General features: G+C 42.5%; 15 protein-coding genes and 1 tRNA gene. 7 read left to right on the plus strand and 9 right to left on the minus strand.

Going from position 1 to position 19,180, the window contains the following annotated elements; translation table 11 throughout:
• Window positions 1-47 precede the first annotated feature (47 nt).
• The 3 genes from ACK4HU_RS03960 to ACK4HU_RS03970 all read left to right on the plus strand — a co-directional run bounded on the left by ACK4HU_RS03960 (window position 48) and on the right by ACK4HU_RS03970 (window position 4,085).
• Window positions 48-1,361: an MFS transporter gene (locus ACK4HU_RS03960; protein WP_409803547.1), complete on the plus strand. Its 1,314-nt coding sequence runs from the start codon at window positions 48-50 to the stop codon at window positions 1,359-1,361.
• A 2-nt stretch (window positions 1,362-1,363) separates the two neighbouring features.
• Complete coding sequence (locus ACK4HU_RS03965) at window positions 1,364-2,833, plus strand: NAD(P)H-hydrate dehydratase (protein ID WP_409803548.1); 1,470 nt, start codon at window positions 1,364-1,366, stop codon at window positions 2,831-2,833.
• Window positions 2,834-2,897: 64 nt separating this feature from the next.
• Window positions 2,898-4,085, plus strand: a complete 1,188-nt coding sequence (locus ACK4HU_RS03970) for an MFS transporter (RefSeq protein ID WP_409803549.1) — start codon at window positions 2,898-2,900, stop codon at window positions 4,083-4,085.
• 188 nt (window positions 4,086-4,273) lie between these two features.
• On the opposite strand, the gene asnS is transcribed toward ACK4HU_RS03970, so the two are convergent.
• Entirely contained in the window at window positions 4,274-5,725 is a 1,452-nt protein-coding gene (gene asnS, locus ACK4HU_RS03975) for an asparagine--tRNA ligase (protein ID WP_409803550.1), read from the minus strand.
• A gap of 176 nt (window positions 5,726-5,901) precedes the next feature.
• Between asnS and rpoN the strand changes: the two genes are divergently transcribed.
• A complete protein-coding gene (gene rpoN / locus ACK4HU_RS03980; protein WP_409803551.1) occupies window positions 5,902-7,362 on the plus strand; it encodes an RNA polymerase factor sigma-54 in 1,461 nt (486 codons plus the stop codon).
• 161 nt (window positions 7,363-7,523) lie between these two features.
• Window positions 7,524-7,976 (plus strand): PA-phosphatase, encoded by a 453-nt coding sequence (locus tag ACK4HU_RS03985; RefSeq protein WP_409803552.1) that lies wholly within the window; start codon window positions 7,524-7,526, stop codon window positions 7,974-7,976.
• A 44-nt stretch (window positions 7,977-8,020) separates the two neighbouring features.
• Here ACK4HU_RS03985 and ACK4HU_RS03990 read toward each other — a convergent pair whose 3' ends face one another.
• Window positions 8,021-8,767, minus strand: a complete 747-nt coding sequence (locus ACK4HU_RS03990) for an outer membrane beta-barrel protein (RefSeq protein WP_409803553.1) — start codon at window positions 8,765-8,767, stop codon at window positions 8,021-8,023.
• A 182-nt stretch (window positions 8,768-8,949) separates the two neighbouring features.
• On the opposite strand from ACK4HU_RS03990, the gene ACK4HU_RS03995 reads away from it, so the two are divergent.
• A tRNA-Arg gene (locus ACK4HU_RS03995) sits at window positions 8,950-9,023 on the plus strand.
• A gap of 60 nt (window positions 9,024-9,083) precedes the next feature.
• Here ACK4HU_RS03995 and ACK4HU_RS04000 read toward each other — a convergent pair.
• The 3 genes from ACK4HU_RS04000 to ACK4HU_RS04010 form a co-directional block, all read right to left on the minus strand.
• A complete protein-coding gene (locus ACK4HU_RS04000; RefSeq protein ID WP_409803554.1) occupies window positions 9,084-11,954 on the minus strand; it encodes a type I restriction endonuclease subunit R in 2,871 nt (956 codons plus the stop codon).
• 137 nt (window positions 11,955-12,091) lie between these two features.
• The gene (locus ACK4HU_RS04005; RefSeq protein ID WP_409803555.1) at window positions 12,092-12,544 is read right to left on the minus strand and encodes a hypothetical protein; all 453 of its coding nucleotides are present in this window, start codon (window positions 12,542-12,544) and stop codon (window positions 12,092-12,094) included.
• On the minus strand, window positions 12,541-13,233 hold the full coding sequence (locus tag ACK4HU_RS04010; protein ID WP_409803556.1) for a DUF3800 domain-containing protein: 693 nt from the start codon (window positions 13,231-13,233) through the stop codon (window positions 12,541-12,543). Before ACK4HU_RS04010 ends, ACK4HU_RS04005 begins: the two co-directional genes overlap by 4 nt.
• Window positions 13,234-13,758: 525 nt before the next feature.
• On the opposite strand from ACK4HU_RS04010, the gene ACK4HU_RS04015 reads away from it, so the two are divergent.
• Window positions 13,759-13,968, plus strand: coding sequence for a hypothetical protein (locus tag ACK4HU_RS04015; RefSeq protein ID WP_409803557.1), 210 nt, complete (start codon window positions 13,759-13,761; stop codon window positions 13,966-13,968).
• A gap of 731 nt (window positions 13,969-14,699) precedes the next feature.
• Here ACK4HU_RS04015 and ACK4HU_RS04020 read toward each other — a convergent pair.
• From ACK4HU_RS04020 to ACK4HU_RS04035, 4 genes are all read right to left on the minus strand, one after another.
• On the minus strand, window positions 14,700-15,938 hold the full coding sequence (locus ACK4HU_RS04020; RefSeq protein WP_409803558.1) for a restriction endonuclease subunit S: 1,239 nt from the start codon (window positions 15,936-15,938) through the stop codon (window positions 14,700-14,702).
• 1 nt (window position 15,939) lies between these two features.
• The gene (locus ACK4HU_RS04025; protein WP_409803559.1) at window positions 15,940-17,502 is read right to left on the minus strand and encodes a type I restriction-modification system subunit M; all 1,563 of its coding nucleotides are present in this window, start codon (window positions 17,500-17,502) and stop codon (window positions 15,940-15,942) included.
• A gap of 170 nt (window positions 17,503-17,672) precedes the next feature.
• The gene (locus ACK4HU_RS04030; RefSeq protein WP_409803560.1) at window positions 17,673-18,206 is read right to left on the minus strand and encodes a CAAX protease; all 534 of its coding nucleotides are present in this window, start codon (window positions 18,204-18,206) and stop codon (window positions 17,673-17,675) included.
• Window positions 18,207-18,594: 388 nt separating this feature from the next.
• Window positions 18,595-18,855 carry a hypothetical protein gene (locus tag ACK4HU_RS04035; RefSeq protein ID WP_409803561.1) on the minus strand — a complete coding sequence of 87 codons (261 nt, stop codon included), beginning with the start codon at window positions 18,853-18,855 and terminating at the stop codon, window positions 18,595-18,597.
• Window positions 18,856-19,180: the final 325 nt, after the last annotated feature.

Genomic DNA, 19,180 nt, shown 5'->3' on the forward strand with positions numbered 1-19,180 from the left:
TAGTTAAAGCCATTCGCCTAGCGAATGGCTTTTTTATTTGAGAAATAATGAAAATTCTACTCTCCAATAAAAATAAAGTGCAAGGCGCTTGGGCCATGTACGACTGGGCAAATTCAGTCTATAGTTTAGTCATTACCTCTACCATTTTTCCTGTCTATTATAACAGTGTCACCCAAGGGCTTGACGGTTCGGATAAGGTTGATTTTTTCGGTTTGGAGGTTGTAAATACTGTTTTATATTCTTATTCTATTTCCTTTTCTTATCTGATTATTGCTATTTTATCTCCTCTGCTATCAGGAATTGCTGATGCCTCTGGAAAGAAACTTCTCTTTATGAAGTTTTTTGCCTATTTAGGTTCGATTTCCTGTATCGGTTTATTCTTTTTTGATGGGGATAATTTGGAGTTTGGGATCTTATGCAGTGTGTTAGCAAGTATTGGCTATGCTGGAAGTATTGTCTTCTACAATGCCTACTTGCCAGAAATAGCTGAAGAACATGAATACGATTTTCTAAGCGCGCGTGGTTTTGCATTAGGTTACATTGGTAGTGTTATTCTACTGGTGTTTAATCTTTTGATGATCCAATTCCCTGAGTTTTTTGGAGTTCCTGAAGGCAGTTTTGCAGCACGGTTTTCTTTCCTGATTACGGGACTCTGGTGGGCTGGATTCTCTCAAATTCCATTTAGAGTGCTTCCGAAAAACCCTTACAAAAAGAAAATCCAAAGTGAATATCTACTCAAGGGTTATCAAGAAATTCAAAAAGTGTTTGCTCAGGTTCAACAATTCCCTGTAATGAAGCGATTTCTTGCAGCCTTCTTTTTTTATTCCATGGGTGTTCAGACAGTGATGTATTTGGCAGCCTCCTTTGGAGATAAAGAACTTGGATTACCCGGTGATCAATTAATCCTCACAGTACTCATTATTCAATTTGTCGCGATTGGAGGGAGTTATCTCTTTGCTTTTGTTTCCAAAGTCTATGGGAATAAAATCAGCTTGATGATCATGGTCCTGATTTGGATTGGTATATGCGGTGCGGCCTACTATGTGTATTCAGTCTATGAATTTTATGCGTTAGCCTTCGTTGTTGGGATGGTCATGGGTGGAATTCAATCCCTCTCTCGATCGACATTTTCAAAATTGATCCCTGAAGAAACAACAAAACATACCTCCTTCTTTAGCTTTTATGATGTCACAGAAAAGCTTGCCATTGTCATTGGCACATTCACGTATGGAGCTATTGAACAATTGACGGGAAGCATGCGGAATAGTGCAGTTTCCCTGGGCATATTCTTTTTGATAGGTTTAGGATTTCTGATTTTGGTTACTATTCCCAAAACTTCGATTGCTCCACAAAAGATTTAGCGATGCTGAAAATACTCTCAGGCCAACAAGTAAAACAGCTTGACTCCGCTCACATTCAAAAGGCCGGAATTTCCAGCCTTGAATTGATGGAACGAGCGGCTTTGGGATTTGTAAATTGGTGGAAGGGGATTGAATTTGATAAACAGGAGCCTGTATTTATCTTTTGTGGCGCAGGGAATAACGGTGGAGATGGTTTCGCCATTGGCAGATTGCTTCACAAATCCGGATATAAAGTTTCGGTTTTTAAATGTTTTGCAGATTCAACGAAGCTGAGTGAGGATGCGGAATGGAATTTCAAACTTCTCTCAGATGGTATCGAGATTAAAGACTGGAAAGATTTTAATCCAAAAATACGGGGTATTTTAATTGATGCTTTTTTGGGTGTTGGTTTGTTTGGTGATTTGAGGCCCGAAGCAATTGAGATAATTCAAAAAATAAACGCCTTTCAGGGGAAAGTTATTTCGGTTGACATACCCAGTGGCTTGCCGTCTGACGATGTTCTGACAGGGATTTGTGTCGAGGCGGATTGTACAGTGACTTTTGCATTCCCTAAGCTTTCCTTGCTTTTTCCTGAGCACGCCTCTATGACAGGGGATTTAGTATTAGTCGATATTGGAATAAAGGAGGATGAATACCTTTGCTTTGACAGTTCTTTTTTCTTTCTGCAAAAACATGATATTCCTGGGCATCATAAGGAGTTTCATCGCTTTTCCCATAAAGGAGATTTTGGGAAAGTTCTTTTGATTTCTGGAAGTGAAGGAAAAATGGGGGCAGCAATTTTAGCCTGCAAAGCTGCCCTTCGAACGGGTTCCGGCTTAGTCTCAGCTTTGATGCCCAAGTCAGAGCGACAGATCATTCAAATTTCTGTACCGGAAGCAATGTGCTTGTTTGATCTTCCTGAGGATTTAAGCAGTTTCGATGCGCTTGGAATTGGTCCTGGTCTGGGACTTGAAGGAAAAGTAGAGCTTCTCAAGCCTATCCTTCAAAAATTTCAAAAGCCGCTAGTCTTGGATGCCGATGCGATAACAATACTGGGGCAAAATCCGGATTTGATTTCGCTGATTCCCAAAGGAAGTATTTTGACTCCTCATTTGAAGGAGTTTGACCGATTGTTGGGAAATACTTCAAACCATAAAGAACGGCTTGTGAAAGCGGCTGATTTTTGTAAAAAGCGGGAATTGAACATAGTGATCAAAGGTGCCAATTCTGTGATTTGTCTTGCAGATGGACGACAAATCTTTAACTCCTCAGGGACACATTACATGGCTACTGGTGGTTCTGGGGATGTCTTGACCGGTATGATCACTTCATTTCTAGGGCAGGGCTATAGTCCTGAAAACGCCATGGTTTGCGGTGTGTATCATCATGGATTGGCAGGTGAAATTGCGAGTAAGACTAAATGGCGTGGGACCATTGCATCAGATATCATCGATGCAATTCCACAGACTTTTATTGACTTAGATATTTCCTGAAAAAATATGCCTTCAGCCAAACTTAATTTTTCACTTGGCGGTTTTCAAGCCATACATTTTTGATATGCATAAGGAAAAAGCGATTCTTTGGACGCTCGCAGTAATCAATTTTATTCACATTGTAGACTTCATGATTCTCATGCCGCTTGGGCCGCAGCTGATGAGAATCTTCGATATTGGGCCAAGCGAGTTTAGTTTGTTGGTGTCTTCTTACACCTTCAGCGCTGGGATTTCCAGCTTCTTTGGGGCATTTTTCCTGGATCGTTTTGATCGCAAAAAGATTTTGTTGTGGGTATATGTTGGATTTACCATTGGCACATTGGGCTGCGCTTTATCGCCAAGTTATCCTATTCTTTTGGCCGCACGCGTTATTTCAGGCGTTTTTGGGGGGCTGACTTCGGCTTTGATTCTGGCGATAATTGGAGATGTGATTCCTGACGAGCGAAGAGGTAGAGCAATGGGTTTGGTGATGGCAGCTTTTTCTTTTGCATCAGTAATGGGAGTTCCTCTCGGCTTGTTTTTGGCTAGTTTATCCACTTGGCATACTCCATTTTATATTTTAACCGGACTGGCCATCTTGAGTTTTGGGATGATCTATAAATTCATTCCGCCGATTCGTGATCATTTGGGCAAAGAAATCAAGCGCCCACATCCATTGGAGGTGATTTCTAGGGTGACCAGCAATGTCAATCAAATGCGTGCCATTTCGCTTTCTGTAATGATGATGTTTGGGCAATTTATGATCATTCCTTTCCTAAGTCCTTACAATGTTGCCAATGTGGGATTTACCGAAATGGAGTTGACATACGTTTACATCGCCGGTGGTGCATTCACGATTTTCACTTCTCCTTGGGTTGGAAAATTGTCAGACAGACATGGCAAATTGAAGATCTTCACCATTTTCATGCTGCTCAATTTGATTCCGATTGGAGTGATTACGCATTTGGGAGTGACACCAATTCCATATGTGTTGTTGATCACTACGATGTTTTTTGTGACTTCAAATGGACGCTATGTCCCAGCTGCGGCAATTATCACAGGAACTGCAAAACCTGAAAATCGAGGGAGTTTCCTGAGTTTCAATTCTGCCGTGCAGCAATTAGCAGCCGGATTGGCTTCATTGGCAGCAGGGTTAATTATTGGGGAAAATGCGGCGGGGGAACTGACCAACTTCCATATAGTTGGCTATTTGGCTATCTTCTTCAGTATTCTTTGTATTCCTTTGGCAAGGAGGGTGAAGGTGGTGAGTTGATGTGGTTGGGAAGTCCGATGACCGATGTCCGATGAAAGGGGTCATTTGCGTGGGCAAGACGAATTAATTATATAATCGTTTTGGTTTAACACTGGAATATTAGTCGATTTACAAAAAAAAGCACCCCCAAAATTCGATAAATTTTATGGGGGTGTTTTTATAAATAGAAGATCCCAGTAAGGATATTTTTAGAATTCCGCGTTCCCTGGTGTCCTTGGGAAGGCAATCACATCTCGAATGTTACCCATACCTGTCACGAATTGGACCATCCGCTCAAAACCAAGACCAAAGCCAGCATGAGGCGTAGACCCAAATCTACGAGTGTCTAGGAACCACCACATTTCTTCTTTTGGAATGTTCATCTCATCCATTCGGGCGGTGAGTACATCCAGTCGTTCCTCTCGCTGAGATCCTCCGATGATCTCTCCTATGCCAGGGAAAAGAATATCCATGGCTGCGACGGTCTTACCATCCTCGTTTTGACGCATGTAGAAGGACTTGATTTCCTTCGGATAGTCCGTTAGGATAACTGGCTTTTTGAAGTGCTTTTCTACCAAGAACCGCTCATGCTCGGACTGTAGGTCAGCCCCCCAACTCTCGATGAGGTATTGAAATTTCTTTTTCTTGTTCGGATTCGAATTTCTCAGGATATCGATTGCCTCAGTGTAGGTGATTCTCACAAATTCATTGTCAACCACGAATTTGAGTTTATCCAATAGGTTCAATTCACTTCGCTGATCGGTAGGTTTAGAGCTTTCTTCTTCCAGAAGCCTTGATTCCAAAAACTTGAGATCTTCCTGACAATTCTCTAATGCATATTTGATGAGGTATTTCAGGAAATCCTCTGCCAAATCGGCATTGTCTTCTGCATCATAAAAAGCCATTTCCGGTTCGATCATCCAGAACTCCGCCAAATGGCGAGTGGTATTGGAGTTTTCTGCTCGGAAAGTGGGACCGAAGGTATAAATCTCCGAAAGCGCCATTGCAGCTAATTCTCCTTCGAGTTGACCGGAAACTGTCAGATTGGTTTCGCGCTCGAAGAAATCCTTTTTGAAGTCGATTTCACCTTCAGCAGTCTTGGGAGGATTCCCAATGTCAAAGGTGGTGACCTTGAAAGTCTCACCAGCACCTTCTGCATCCGACGCCGTAATGATTGGCGTATGGATGTAGAAAAAACCTTTGTCATTGAAGTATTTATGCACGGCAAATGCCAGTGCATGTCTCACTCTGAATACCGCCCCAAAGGTGTTGGTACGCATTCTCAAATGTGCAATCTCCCTCAAAAACTCGAGTGAGTGCTTTTTGGGTTGCAAAGGATATTTCTCCGGATCAGCTTCGCCCAGTACTTCAATTACTTTAGCATTAAGTTCGGATGTTTGACCCGCTCCTTGAGATTCCACCACGGTTCCTGTAATTTTCAGACAGGCTCCGGTGCTGCATTTTTTCAGGATTTCTTCCGAAATCACATTTGGGTCAGCCACTACCTGATAATTGGTGATAATAGAGCCATCATTGAGGGCAATGAAAGAAACATTTTTATTGCTTCTTTTTGTGCGAACCCAACCCATTAGCGTGATTTCTTGCCCGATTGGATTTTGATCCAGGATGGTCTTGATTTTGACCCGTTTGTTGAATGCCATTGGAGATTTTTTTATCGGAAAAAATAGTTTTCCGGTCCTATTTTAGTGGAATGCAAAAAAACGATTAAATCACCTTTTTATCAAAAATTTGGTGCTTTTTCCTAAATTTGATCACAAAGCATTTTCATAGGAAAAAGCTTTTTTATACGCTAACCCGCAGGTTTTAAAAGATATAAATGCAAAAGCTTAATCTTAGTCAGTCACTTTCTCAAAAGCTTTCTCCTCAGCAAATTCAGTTTATAAAACTGCTTCAAGTCCCTACTGCTGAACTGGATACGAGAATAGAAGAGGAGCTGGAAATCAATCCTGCACTAGAAGAAGGTAAGGATGAAGAGCCTGAACAAACTCAGGAAGATGAATTCGAAAACTCTCATGATGACGATACAGGCAGGGATGATCACGAATTAAATTTGGATGATTATCTCGATGACGAGTATAGTGGATACAAAATGCAGGGAGATGGCAATTATAATGCGGATGAAGATGACCGTGAAATCCCAATTTCATCCCAAGCTTCACTTCATGAGCAGCTGATCACCCAACTTAATTTTCTTAAGCTTGATGAACGTCAAAAAATTATAGGTCAGCAGTTGATTGGAAGTATTGAGAATGACGGATATATCAGACGGGATCTTGAGGCGATTATCAATGACTTGGCTTTTAGCCAAAATATTGAGACTGATATCGATGAGATGGAGGAGATCCTCAGGAAAATCCAAAACTTCGATCCGGCGGGAATTGCTGCAAGAACGCTACAAGAATGTTTAATTATTCAGTTGGAGAGAAAAGAGCATCCGGATGATCCCATTGTCATGCAGGCACTGTTGATCTTGCAGGATTGTTTTGAGGAGTTTACCAAAAAGCACTATTCCAAAATCCAAAAGCGGCTCGATCTCGATGAGGAACAAATAAAGGACTCTATTAATCTCATCACAAGATTAAATCCTAAGCCAGGAGGCACCTCCGATGGATTGGTTCGCACACAATATATAATTCCGGATTTTATCCTGAGCAATACGGGAGGAAAAATGGAAATCAGTCTGAATTCAAGAAATGCACCGGAGCTTCGCATTTCAAGATCTTATTCAGAAATGTTTGAGGCCTATGACAAGAGTGATAAGAAGGATAAGAAACTGAAAGACACTGTGACATTTGTCAAGCAAAAATTAGATTCCGCCAAGTGGTTTATAGATGCGATTAAGCAAAGGCAAAATACACTTTTGCGCACTATGGAGGCCATATTGACTTACCAAAAGGAATTTTTTATTGACGGAGACGAAACAAATCTACGTCCAATGATATTAAAGGATATCGCTGAACGAATCGGGATGGATATTTCCACTGTCTCCCGTGTTGCTAATAGTAAGGCGATCCAAACTGAGTTTGGTGTTTATCCATTGAAATACTTCTTCTCAGAGGGGATTGCAACTGACAGCGGAGAAGATGTAAGTAATCGAGAGGTGAAATCAGTCCTTCAGACCATGGTAGACGGAGAGGATAAGAAACGACCGCTATCGGATGACAAACTTGTGAAAATGCTAAATAAATTGGGTTACAACATTGCAAGAAGAACTGTGGCTAAATATCGTGAACAGCTTCAAATTCCAGTGGCAAGGCTAAGAAAAGAGCTATTGTGAGATCGGTTGCCTTAGTGATTTCCGTGGTTTTCCAACCACTATTAATACCTACTTTAGTTTTTGGAATGATACTCTTCGGGGTGCCCGAAGCGACGAGTATTCCAGAAGAGTTTAAGGAAAGGATATTTTTTTTAATAGTCTTGTGTACCATGGTGATTCCCATGATTACCATCATAGGATTGAGACTAAGTGGTACTGTAAAGAGTCTCCATATGCCGGAAGTAAGTGATCGACGAGTGCCTTTTATCATTACCTCAATTTATTTCCTGCTCACTACTTGGTTTTTGTACCAAAAAACAGATATCGATCCCATACTTTGGCTAGCAATGGGAGTCATTTGTATCTCTGTTCTAGTGCTTACAGTGATTAGTTTTTTTTGGAAAATGTCAGCACACATGACGGGAGTGGGAGGACTACTTGCCGTTGTTTTAGTGCTCGGAAGTAAGTTTCCCAATTTTGAAGTGCTATACCCTCTCTTGGGCGCGCTTCTACTTTGTGGTTTTGTTGCTTCTTCCCGACTATTGCTTCAAGCTCACAGACCAATGGAAATATATGCCGGACTGGGAGCTGGATTTTTAATTTGTTGGGCTGGATTTATGTGGATTTGGGCATAAAAAAACCCGGTATCGACCGGGTTGATGTTTTAAGAAGATAATGATTAGAATAATGAGACGGCAAGTCCAAAATTGATTTGGCTCGCTTCGGTGCCATAAGGCCCTCTTCCTGCTTGCCATACATCGTTGAGATAGAAATTACCCCAAACGTAAAATCCTGGCGATCCGGCTTTCACAGAAACGGCATACCTGATTTTTTCCAATCCATAATTTTGTGCATCCTTCACTTTGCGCTTTTCAAAAGCTTCGGATTCATAGCTGACTTTAGAATGCGCATTATAAAGAAAACCGACTTTTCCCCCGACACTAAATCTGAAGCTTTTGCCGTAGTTGTTTTTATTGATGTGGTATCGAATATCTAAGGGGACCTCAAAATAATTTGCGGCGAAATTATTCTTATTGATGGTAATATTTTTACCATAGACATCAGTCACATCTACAAGTTTGGAGGATTGGGCTCCTAAAACAGGATTGATGAATAGATTCTCTTTTTTGGTGAATTGTAGTTTGTCAGATCCCAAGCCGATTCCCGGATTGAAAGTAAATCCTGACTTATCACCAAATAGATTTATTGGAATCTGATACGAGACATTGAAAGTTCGGGAACCAATAAAATTAGTACCAATGTCTGCGGGACGGTTGGTCAATCGATTAAAGCCAAACTCAATATTCAAATCACTTGGGATATTTGGTCGACCACCAATTGGAGATTTTGGTTTAGTCTCGGATTCCTGAGCTTGAGCAAATTGAAAAAACAAAAGTGCCAGCGACAGAGTAAATAATTTTTTCATCAAAAGAAGATTCTTATCAGTATTAGGAATGTGGGCAAAAATATAAAATCCCCAAGGATTTACCTGCCTAGCTATCTTAATTATTCTTAAGGTTTAGTCAGGTATCGGTAAGAAAAACTGTTTTTTCTTATTGAAAGAGGTTTGAAAAAAAAGAAATAAAGGTACCTTTGCACACCCAATATGGCTTCGTAGCTCAATTGAATAGAGCACCTGATTACGGCTCAGGAGGTTTCAGGTTTGAATCCTGACGAGGTCACAAAGCTCAGCTAACTATTAGCTGGGCTTTTTTTATGGTGAAAACCACCAAATTTTAGGACTATGCCGCCGCAATCCCGCTGATAAAAGTGTCCACGAAGTCAATGATCTTTCCGATCACTCGCTCGGCTGTGGTTCTTCGTTTGGATAGACCCGGTTTGTTTTTCATTATGGAAACGACCTCGTCTCGGAGTGGTTCCTTCTCGGTGTAAATGTATTGGGAGATGACATCTTCCAGCCTCTCGGACTCCAAGCCCTCTTCTTCGCTCAGCTTTCGGATTGCATCGATTCGTTCTTTGGTCCAGAACTCTGCAAACTCATCCTGAATCTGTTCTGAGTCTTCGATGTTTGGCAGGTTTTCACGAATGAATTTCTCCACCAACTCACGTTTGCTTCTTAGCTGCGACTCACCAACCATCAGGTCAATGATGGCTTTCTGCTGCTTCTCTTTTTCTTCCTCCGGTGCGTCCTTCAGTTTTGCCAACAGCTTCAGGATGTAGCTCACATTGATCTCGTCCCGGTGGATCAGCTCCAGCTCAAAGTCCACATCTGCCAGGATCGAAACTTTCTCTTTCTGGTTGTCACCTTTCGCCTTGTCGTAAAGATCTAAGTATTTGCTCTTGTAGTCCTCAAAAGACTGTTCAGGCATGGACACATCCTCAAAGGTGAATTCGGTAAAAGTGCCAAGCACGTTTTTGATACGCATCAGCTCACGGAAAGCCTTGATAAATTCCAGTTCCTCTACCTCGCTTGGCAGGTCGTTCACACTGTTTACGGTTGGAGCGATTTGTAGGAGCTTGATGAATGCCTCGTTGAACTTCAGGACGTAGTCTTCATACGGCTGCATGATGATTTCATCCTTGGCGTTGATGTTGGAGAAAAGTGTGATCGCATCATCGGTCGCTTGCTTCAGATTTCTAAAGCACACGATATTCCCTTGTGATTTCAGCTCATTCAGAATTCGATTGGTACGGGAAAAGGCCTGAATCAAACCGTGATATTTCAGATTCTTGTCCACATAGAGCGTGTTCAAGTGCTTGGAATCAAAGCCTGTCAGAAACATGTTCACGACCAATAGGATGTCAACCTGTCTGTGTTTGACCCGATTGGCTACGTCGTTGTAGTAGTTGTAGAACGATTGGCTGTCCTTGGTAGAATAATTCGTAGCAAACTTGGTGTTGTAGTGACCGATGAATTCGTCCAGGAATTCCCTCGGATGCTTTTTGCTCGGGTTTCTATATTCGTCTCTCGGATTATCTGCTGCGATTCCGAATTCGCCCTCCTCCCAATCCTGCTCAAAGCCGTCGTTGTCTATCAGGTCCACATTCGCGCCATAAGAGAAGATGGTTGCTACTGTCAGGTTGTGTTCTCCCGCCAGTTTTTTCTTGTGGAGGATATTGTAGTAGTCAATCAGGGTGGGAACACTTGAAACGCAGAAGATTGAAGTGAACTCACGGTTGTGAGACTTCCTGCCATGATTGTTGATGATAAAATCTGAGATGTTGTTCAATCGCTGTGGGGCTCTCATGACTTCTTCTTCGTCTATGGCCTCCACGTTGATGTCCATGATGTGATCTTTCTTTTTGAACGTGCTGATATACTCCACCGAAAATTTCAAAACATTCTCATCTCGAATCGCATCGGTGATCACATATTTGTGGAGGCAGTCACCGAAAAGCATGGTGGTGGTTCGCTTCCCATAAGAATTTGAGCCTGCGTTCTCTTCGAAAATCGGTGTTCCTGTAAAACCGAACATCTGACAGCCTTGGAAGAAGCCTTTGATCTCCTCATGGGTCTTTCCGAACTGGCTTCTGTGACACTCGTCGAAGATGAACACGATCCGTTTGTCTTTCAGCGATTCCATCTTGGTCATGTGCCGGGCTTTGCTGATTGCCGTGTTCAGTTTCTGAATGGTGGTGACGATCAGCTTGGTGTCATCAGCCAATTGATTGACTAGCGCCTGGGTGTTGTTGGTTCCGTCAATGCTTCCTTTGCTGAAGCTGTTGAATTCCTTGGTAGTTTGGTAGTCCAAGTCCTTCCGATCTACCACAAAAACGACTTTGTAAACCTGTGGTAAATTTGTCAGGATCTGAGCTGTCTTGAATGAAGTCAGTGTTTTGCCCGATCCTGTTGTGTGCCAGATATACCCGAATTTCGGAGTGGTCTTCACTCGGTCGATGATTGCCTCCACCGCATAAAACTGGTAAGGGCGCAGCACCATGAGTGATTTTTGTGATTCGTTCAGCACGACGTACTTGGTCACCATCTTAGAGATGTGGCAAGGCTCCAGAAAAATATCCGTGAAGTTTGACAGCTGCGTGACCAGCTTGTTTTTGGTGTCGCTCCAATAAAACGTTTGCTTGAAGGATCGGTCTTTCAGAGATGTGTTAGCATAGTACTTGGTGTTTACTCCGTTGCTGATCACAAAGATCTGGATGAACTGAAAGAGCCCCTGGCCAGAGCCATAGGAGTGAATCGTGTAGCGGTCGGTCTGTTTAAACGCTTCTTTCAGCTCTAGTCCTCTTCGCTTGAGTTCGATCTGGACCAGAGGCAAACCATTAATCAGGAGCGTAACATCGTAGCGGTTTTTGTACTTGCCCTCCATGGACACTTGCTGTGTGACCTGAAACTTGTTCTGACACCAGTGGAGTTGATTGATCAGCTCGATGGTCTTGAACTCACCCAGATCGTTGGTGTAGGGAATTCGGTCTCTCAGAATCTTGGCGCGTTCGAAGACGTTGCCTTTGTTGATAAAGTTGAGGATCTGAGTAAAGTCGTTTGGACTCAAAGTCACTTTGTTGTGGACTTCAAGTTGAGACTTGAGATTCTGAAGTAGGTCAGACTCGCCTTTGATGAGAACTCTTTTGAACCCGAGCTTTTCGAGCTGGCCTACTAAATTGTTTTCAAGTGTCTGTTCGGGTTGTGAAGTCATTTTTTTACGTGGATTCCTCAATTTCTTTTTTGAGCGGAATTGTTTGGTCAGGAATTTGGTTGTATCCTTGCAGTGTTCTTTACCCTTGGTCTGGAATCTACAAAGGTCTTAGACGTTGAACCCGAATCAACGTCTTTTTATTTTTTAAGGTATTTGCTGTTCTTGTCGAAGTCGGGTGATCTCATGATGTTACTGATGTCGCTTTTTTCATAAGCTGTCACCAGCTTGGCTTTCAAAAGCCCTGTAAACCTTATCACCACGACAAAGTTTCCCTTCACAATACTGATTCTTCGGTTGTCGAAATAGCTTTTGTTGGATTTGTCCCATCCCGATTTCAGTATGGCATCTGGATCCTGAAGAGCTGCTTTGATCCAGTGGATTTTTTCAAGTCGGTTTAGCGACAAGATTGACTTATCGCCCTTAATTCGATCCTTACTTTCAAAGAAAACATGGTCAAACATGTCCTCATAGCAGGAAACCATCACACTGTCGAAGGTTTGTATTGGACCCAAGCAGTATTCATTTTTCCAGATTTCACGAAACTCTTCGACAGATATCAGTTGAGCCTTTACTTTCTTGTACTCCATCACCAGCCCCCCTGCAGATTGATCTTGAACACGTTAAACTTCTCTTCGCTTTTGGGGGTGTGCCGTATGGGGTTTCCCAAAAATGTCTCTTCGGTTTCGAGTATAAGCTGTTTTTTAGCAGAGCTCTTCACAGAGTTATTAAATTTCGCATGCACCATGCCTGTCAAAACATCTGCAAGTTGAATCCCGGGGGAATCTGAGGAAGGTAACGCTTGGAGAATAGGAATGTCCGTAAGTAGATTTGACAAGTCCAAGCATTGCTGAAGGTCTTTTAACCTACCTTTGTCACGGTTAACTTTTTGATCAACGAAGATAAAGTAGTTGTTGAAATCATAAATCCAGTGGTGAAGAAGTTGGTAGTAGAACTTGTAGAATCCAAGCTCTCTGTCTCCATGAAAGTAGTCTGCGTTTACTGTCTTTGCATCCACCACGATGACCCTGAATCTAAGTTGAGGGGTTTCAAAAAAGTACGCGATCAAATCTTGATAAAGTTTCAAATACCGAGGTGAAACTTTGTTCCACTTCACTTCTCCATTTACACCATGAAATTTTTTGATCTGGTTGATTCGGTCTTTAAAATAAGGACGAAAATCCTTGGGCATCCAAATACCTCCGATAGTGAAGAACTGTGGTTGTCTGGAGTCGTTTAATGCCTCCAGACCACTTTCATCACAATACACTTCAAAGTCCATAGCCTGATCGAGTTTTGCCGCACGGCATTTTATAAAAAAAACCCCAGAGCAGATCTGACGGGATGCAGCTCAGGTTCGTTGAATACTAAGATGTGGATTTAGTTTATGTGAAGCAAATAGAGGCAACTCTGTTGGTTAAAAGTTTGGCAAATAAACACACAGCGTTTAAACTGTGGAGGTTTAAACTCCTGAAGTTTGCTTCCCTTTAAAAGTAAAAGACACGCCCTGGGACGCTGATCTTACGGGTAGCGTGTACTGTTAATTCCTGAGATTTAGACACTATAGCTAAAAGTGTAAGTTGGTATTCCTGTGATTAGGTTTTGAATTTATCATCATTCCATTTTTTTGGATTTTGGATGATGTAATTTTTAATTCGTGCATATTCCCCTTCATTTCGTATGATATGATCGTGGTAATTGGGTTGAAAAAAGTGGTTGTTTCGATTGTATTTGGGGGTTTTTAGGTTGTGTAGGTCGATAAAATCATCGATTTTGGAGTTTACGGAAGATTTGAATCCCGCCAAAAATGATGAAATGGATTTGGGTAATCGTATTGGTGGGGATTGTGATTGCAGATCGGATGATGATGGCGAATCGGATTTGGGTGGCGATTTGGATTGGGATGGCGATGGCAGCAGAGACGCAAGGCCGTGCGTCTGTACTGATCCGATTTCCGTTGATCCAATTTCCCCATTTAATTTTGATTGATTCCCCGATCCAGATTGATCGAGAATAATAATGGAGTGAAGGTGATTGGGCATGATGATGTATTCATCGCAGATTAATTCCTGGCGGATTTCAAAGGATCGAAGCCATTCTGTTTCAACGATTTTTCCAAAATCTGATAGAATTGGTTGATTTTCCGAATTAATTTTTCCCAAATTGCAAATTCGGCCTTGGGTCACTAAAGTGATAAAATAGAGGCCATCATTTGAATAATCCCAGCTCGGCCTGCGGTATGATTCGATCCGGTATTTGTTTAAGTATCGCATGGCATTCAAGCAAAAAATGGATATTTGAATTTAAGTTTTTTTATACCAAAATGAGCGTTCATTCTTATACAAACATCAATTTCAGCAACCTTAAATTTTGAGTCTAAAATACGGAGACTTTGCCCAAGACAAAACGTATTGATCGGGATATGTTTGTCCCAATAGTTCTTTATAAAATGCTGAAAGTGATAAGGGTATTTCGATTTGTTTAAGTGGTGTTTGAATTTTAAGTCAAGATTTACAGTTTTGTATCAGTGAGCGCTTGGATTGATCCGAAGGCCTACGTTGTACGTAGGAGTGAAATTAGGATGAGTTGGAGCGCTTTTCTTTTTTGCTGCTGGCTATGTACTCGTGGTTTTTCGGGATAAATAGCCAGTGCCGATAAGGATGACCATACACCCTCCGTAGAAATTAGAGTAGTGTCTCCCGACTGAATAGACTCGTCGCAGAAAATGTAGTACCTTCTCTTCATGCCTTACACAAACATCTTTTGCAGCAGCCCTTTCTTCCAGGTCTGCGTGTGGGTGATCTGTTGATTCAGGTTCTCGATACTTCGGTCCAAGCTTGTCAGAAACTCGACGATTTTCTGCTGCTCAGCAAGAGAGGGAAGTTTGAATTCAAAAGACTTGTACTCTTCCGCATTTATTCCGGGTTGCCCTGACCTCATGGACATGATCTTAACCCATTTTTGATATTCACTACGTTTTGTTTGCAGAAAAACGAAATATGGGTTTGCATTTCTAATCGAAAACCGGATCAAGAACCCTGCAAAATACAATTCTCCATCCCCTTTCCGGTAGATATAAGACTTTCCGACACTTGCTCCCGTTCTTGCAAAAAGAATATCCCCCTCTGAAACTTGATAGGACGGATTTGGGATTTGATCAGGTGACGTGAGAGGAGATGGGACAAACTTATTTGTTTTCTCATCTATGTCAGTAATTCGGATGTACTTGTGCTTTCCATCGTAATCTGTTGCCGAAGAATTTAGCCCATATCCAATGTTTGAAGATATTTCCCCCAACTTCCTCTCCTCCCAATCCGGGAAGTCGGAACCGTCATCGGCTTTGAAACGGAGCTTCTGAGAAAAGATCTGTTGCATCACACCCTTCTTGTACGCTTCCAGCTTTTCCTTTTTGGCCTGAAGTAGCTCGATTCTCCGGTCCACGGCTGTCAGAAACTCAGAGATCTTTTGCTGCTCGGGGAGAGAGGGGAGAATGACAGGAACCTGTGAGAGTGTTTCTTGGCCAACGTTGTACCTAGTGCTGCCTCCACTTTTTGAAGTGATTTCGTTCCTTGACTGAGGGGTTCTTAGGAGGTAGTTCAAAAATGGTGGCTCGAAGTCTCCAACCTTTTTACCTCGAATCACGAAGCCGCCAAATGTTGCAGGTCTGGACTTGTCAAGATAGACATTAGCCTGACCGACTTCTTCTCTAGTTTCGGAACTTCTCTGGAATAGAATGTCTCCATATTCTACCTTGTACTTTTCGAATTCTGACAGTGAAAGCTCAACAGAGCCGAGGATTTTATCATGCGTAATTGTCACATTTTGAATTATGTCAAGTACGTTTATGAATTTCTCACCTGATCCATAGCTCTCCTTTGATGCATTGTACCCGTTTTTGAACTCAAGTAGATCTCTAAGGGTTTTTTCAACCCAACTTTCACTAAAATCTGGAAACCGCAACTTCGGTACGTTTTTATTTTCGCTCATATTAGAAAGGCGTTGAGATTCCAAGCTGCTTGCAGAAGCCGATCAGCGACACTTCGTTTGACTTCATTTCTGAGTCCAAGGCTCTCAGATCCTCGGCCACCTGATCGAGGTTGACTTCTTCCTGCTCTTCAAAAGTGTCCACATAGCGTGGGATGTTCAGGTTGTAGTCGTTTTCAGCGATTTCCTGAAGGGTAGCCACGTAGCTGTACTTTTCGATAGTCTCCCGTTTGCGGTAGGTATCCACGATCAGCTCGATGTCTGATTCACGAAGCTTGTTCTGATTGCCCTCTTTTACAAAGTGTGCACTCGCATCGATAAAGACCACATTGTCGTCCTGCTCCCTGCATTTCTTCAAGACTACGATGCAAGTGGGAATTGATGTGCCATAGAAGATATTTGCCGGAAGTCCGATCACCGCATCGAGTGCGTTCAGCTCCCGAATCAAGTACTCCCGGATCATACCCTCGGCTGCTCCTCTGAAAAGCACCCCATGTGGGAAGACGCTTGCCATGATGCCGTTGTCGGCCAGTTGGAAGAACATGTGTTGCATAAAGGCAAAATCTGCCTTGGTTTTGGGTGCAAGCCTGCCGTATTGACTGAATCGGGGGTCGTTCTGATAGATTGGATTTGCATCACCCTTCCAGTGTGCGGAAAATGGGGGATTAGCCACGATTGCCTCGAATCGCTGGTCCAAGTGCTGCGGATGCTCCAGCGTATCTTCTTGCTTGATGCTGAATTCCCGGTAGTGAACCCCGTGGAGAATCATGTTCATCCGAGCCAGGTTGTAGGTAGTCCGGGTCATTTCCTGCCCGTAATACTCACTGACCTTGGCTTCTTTGGCTACCCGGAGTAGAAGCGATCCTGATCCACAGGTCGGATCATAGACCGATTTGAGTTTTTCTTTGCCTGTGGTGACGATTTTTGCCAGAATCTTCGAAACCTGCTGTGGAGTGTAAAATTCCCCCGCTGTTTTTCCCGCACCTGCTGCAAATTCACCGATCAAGTATTCGTAAGCGTCTCCAAGTACATCAGACTCGATGTCCTCCAGACGAAAGTCGATCTTGTTGAGATAGTTCAGGATTTGGACGATGATCGTATTTCTGGCAGCCACGGTTCTACCGATTTTGGTAGAGTTCAGATCCAAATCATCAAACAGGTCGTTGAAGTCCTCCTCCGAATCCGTACCCATCGTGCTTTGCTCGATGTGGTTGAGGATAGACTTTAAGTCCTCCAGAATGTAGTTGCTCTCAGACTCGGTGTCGGAATTTCCTTTCGCAGCGATAGCCGAAAAGAGCTGATCTGGTTTTAGGAAATATCCTAGCGTTTGAAGGGATTCTTCCTTGATTGCGTCTAGCAATTCAGGATCTTTCAGTTCCTGATAATCCTCCACGGCCTCCCCTTCGAGTAGCGTGTTGGCGTAGTTGTACTGTCGTTCGGACAGGTATTTGTAAAAGATGAAGCCCAGGATGTAGTCCCGGTAATCGTCAGCGGAGATTTTTCCTCTCAGCAAGTTGGCGATTCCCCAGAGCTGACTTTCCAGTTGACGTTTTTGATCTTCAGACATAAGATGTTTTGGGTTCTTTGAAAACCTGTTTGGCGTTGGTGGTCTGGTCGGTTGGAAAAATCAGTGACACAGGATCCGGTTAAACGGGTCTCCGGCAACATATTTGGATGCTTAAAAATAGGGTTTTCGGTGGAAAGGTAAAGGGGAGGAGGTGAAAAAAGTAGCTTAGATTAAAGGCTGTCAATTTCACCGCAGACAGTTATGATGTGATCCAAGCCATACAGAAGAGCGGACTCATCGATGTCCATCCATTGAAAGAGCGTAATTATTTGATGGTAGTGTTGTCTTGCATAGTTTGTATCCTTCACTGGAGATCTTGTGACGAAACAGATGGGTTCGTGATGAGCGATTCTATTCCTGATCTCGTTTATTTTCGCCAGCTCATTGAAGATGTATTTTGCGTTGTATGCAATGGAGGGTGTACTCGGAAGCTTGTTTGGGAAAATGTTTATTAGATCTTGCCCTCCTGCTCGGTATTGATGGTCAGAGAATAGATATCTCCAAAAGCCAAAGCCAAGTGCTGCGACTAGTTTCGGGTGAGAATAATGAGCATTGAGTTTTAAAACCTCGTCGTAAACCACCTGAGCAGTTGACCTGCAACTTTGAGTAGCAAACATGCCTCCTAGGGAGGCTGCGTCTCTTAACCAGTCAGGTCCAAATTTATTTGTGTAGTGTTGGTCAATTTTTTCTTTTTCGAAGAGCAACCTCAAAGCAGCTTATCACGGTAAACATCTCCTGAGAAAGTTTGAGGTTTTTGCGATAAAGAGTCATAGCTTTTTTGCTATCTCCACCACAAGCGAGGAGGTAACGATTCATTCTTGTGGGAGCAATGATACTCTCGAATTCTGAAAACTTCATTGAGATAATAGTTGAAGTGGTTTGAGCTGTATGTGTAAAAATCAGTAAAAAATTGGGAACTTATGGGAACTTATGGTAAGTTTGTATCATCTTATTCCCGGTCGTCCCTGAGAAATCACACTTCCGGGTTTCGTTTTTTATAGCCGGCAAAGACTGGAGCATATTTCCAACTCTTCCTCCAAGCGTTACTACAGGAAGGTCCAACTTATAAGTGTTCTCGTTTTGTTCAGTTTTTCAAGTATTTCCCAGCAAAGCTTCCTTTGATCGGGTACTTGGAAGGGGTTTTGTTCCAGTTTTATAAACCTCCCCTTCAAATGTTCCTTGAATGTAGTTCTGGTCTACACTTTTCTTGATGATTGTGACGGATCCTGTAGTAGGAGTGGGGGATAGATTTGTTCCTCCATACCAGTGGTGAGATGTGTAACTGCCAGACGGTAAATCCATCATTTCGATCATTTCCCAAGCTTGCTTCCCTATTGCGTCTGAAAATATCATATTTATAAAGAGGGGTGTTATACACACACCTGGGACGATGTTAAGGGTCAACGAAATAATTTCCTCACATCAAAAAAGCCCGAAGCTTTAATCCTCGGGCCAAGGACTTCCTTATCGACGAGCCAGTTTCCAAGCACCTAAAGTTTCCCTAAAATCCCCTGATATTTTAACATTGAGGAAATTCTGCAATCAGTACCGTATGCAGGATTGAATATTTGTATTACCAAACCAACTTTTGAAAGTCCCAAATCATTTTGATTTACTATATAACCAATCCATTTCCCCAATTGCTCCAAATGGTTTTTTAGGCTAATTTTAGGCTGTT

Source organism: Algoriphagus sp., assembly GCF_046296635.1.
GTDB lineage: Bacteria > Bacteroidota > Bacteroidia > Cytophagales > Cyclobacteriaceae > Algoriphagus.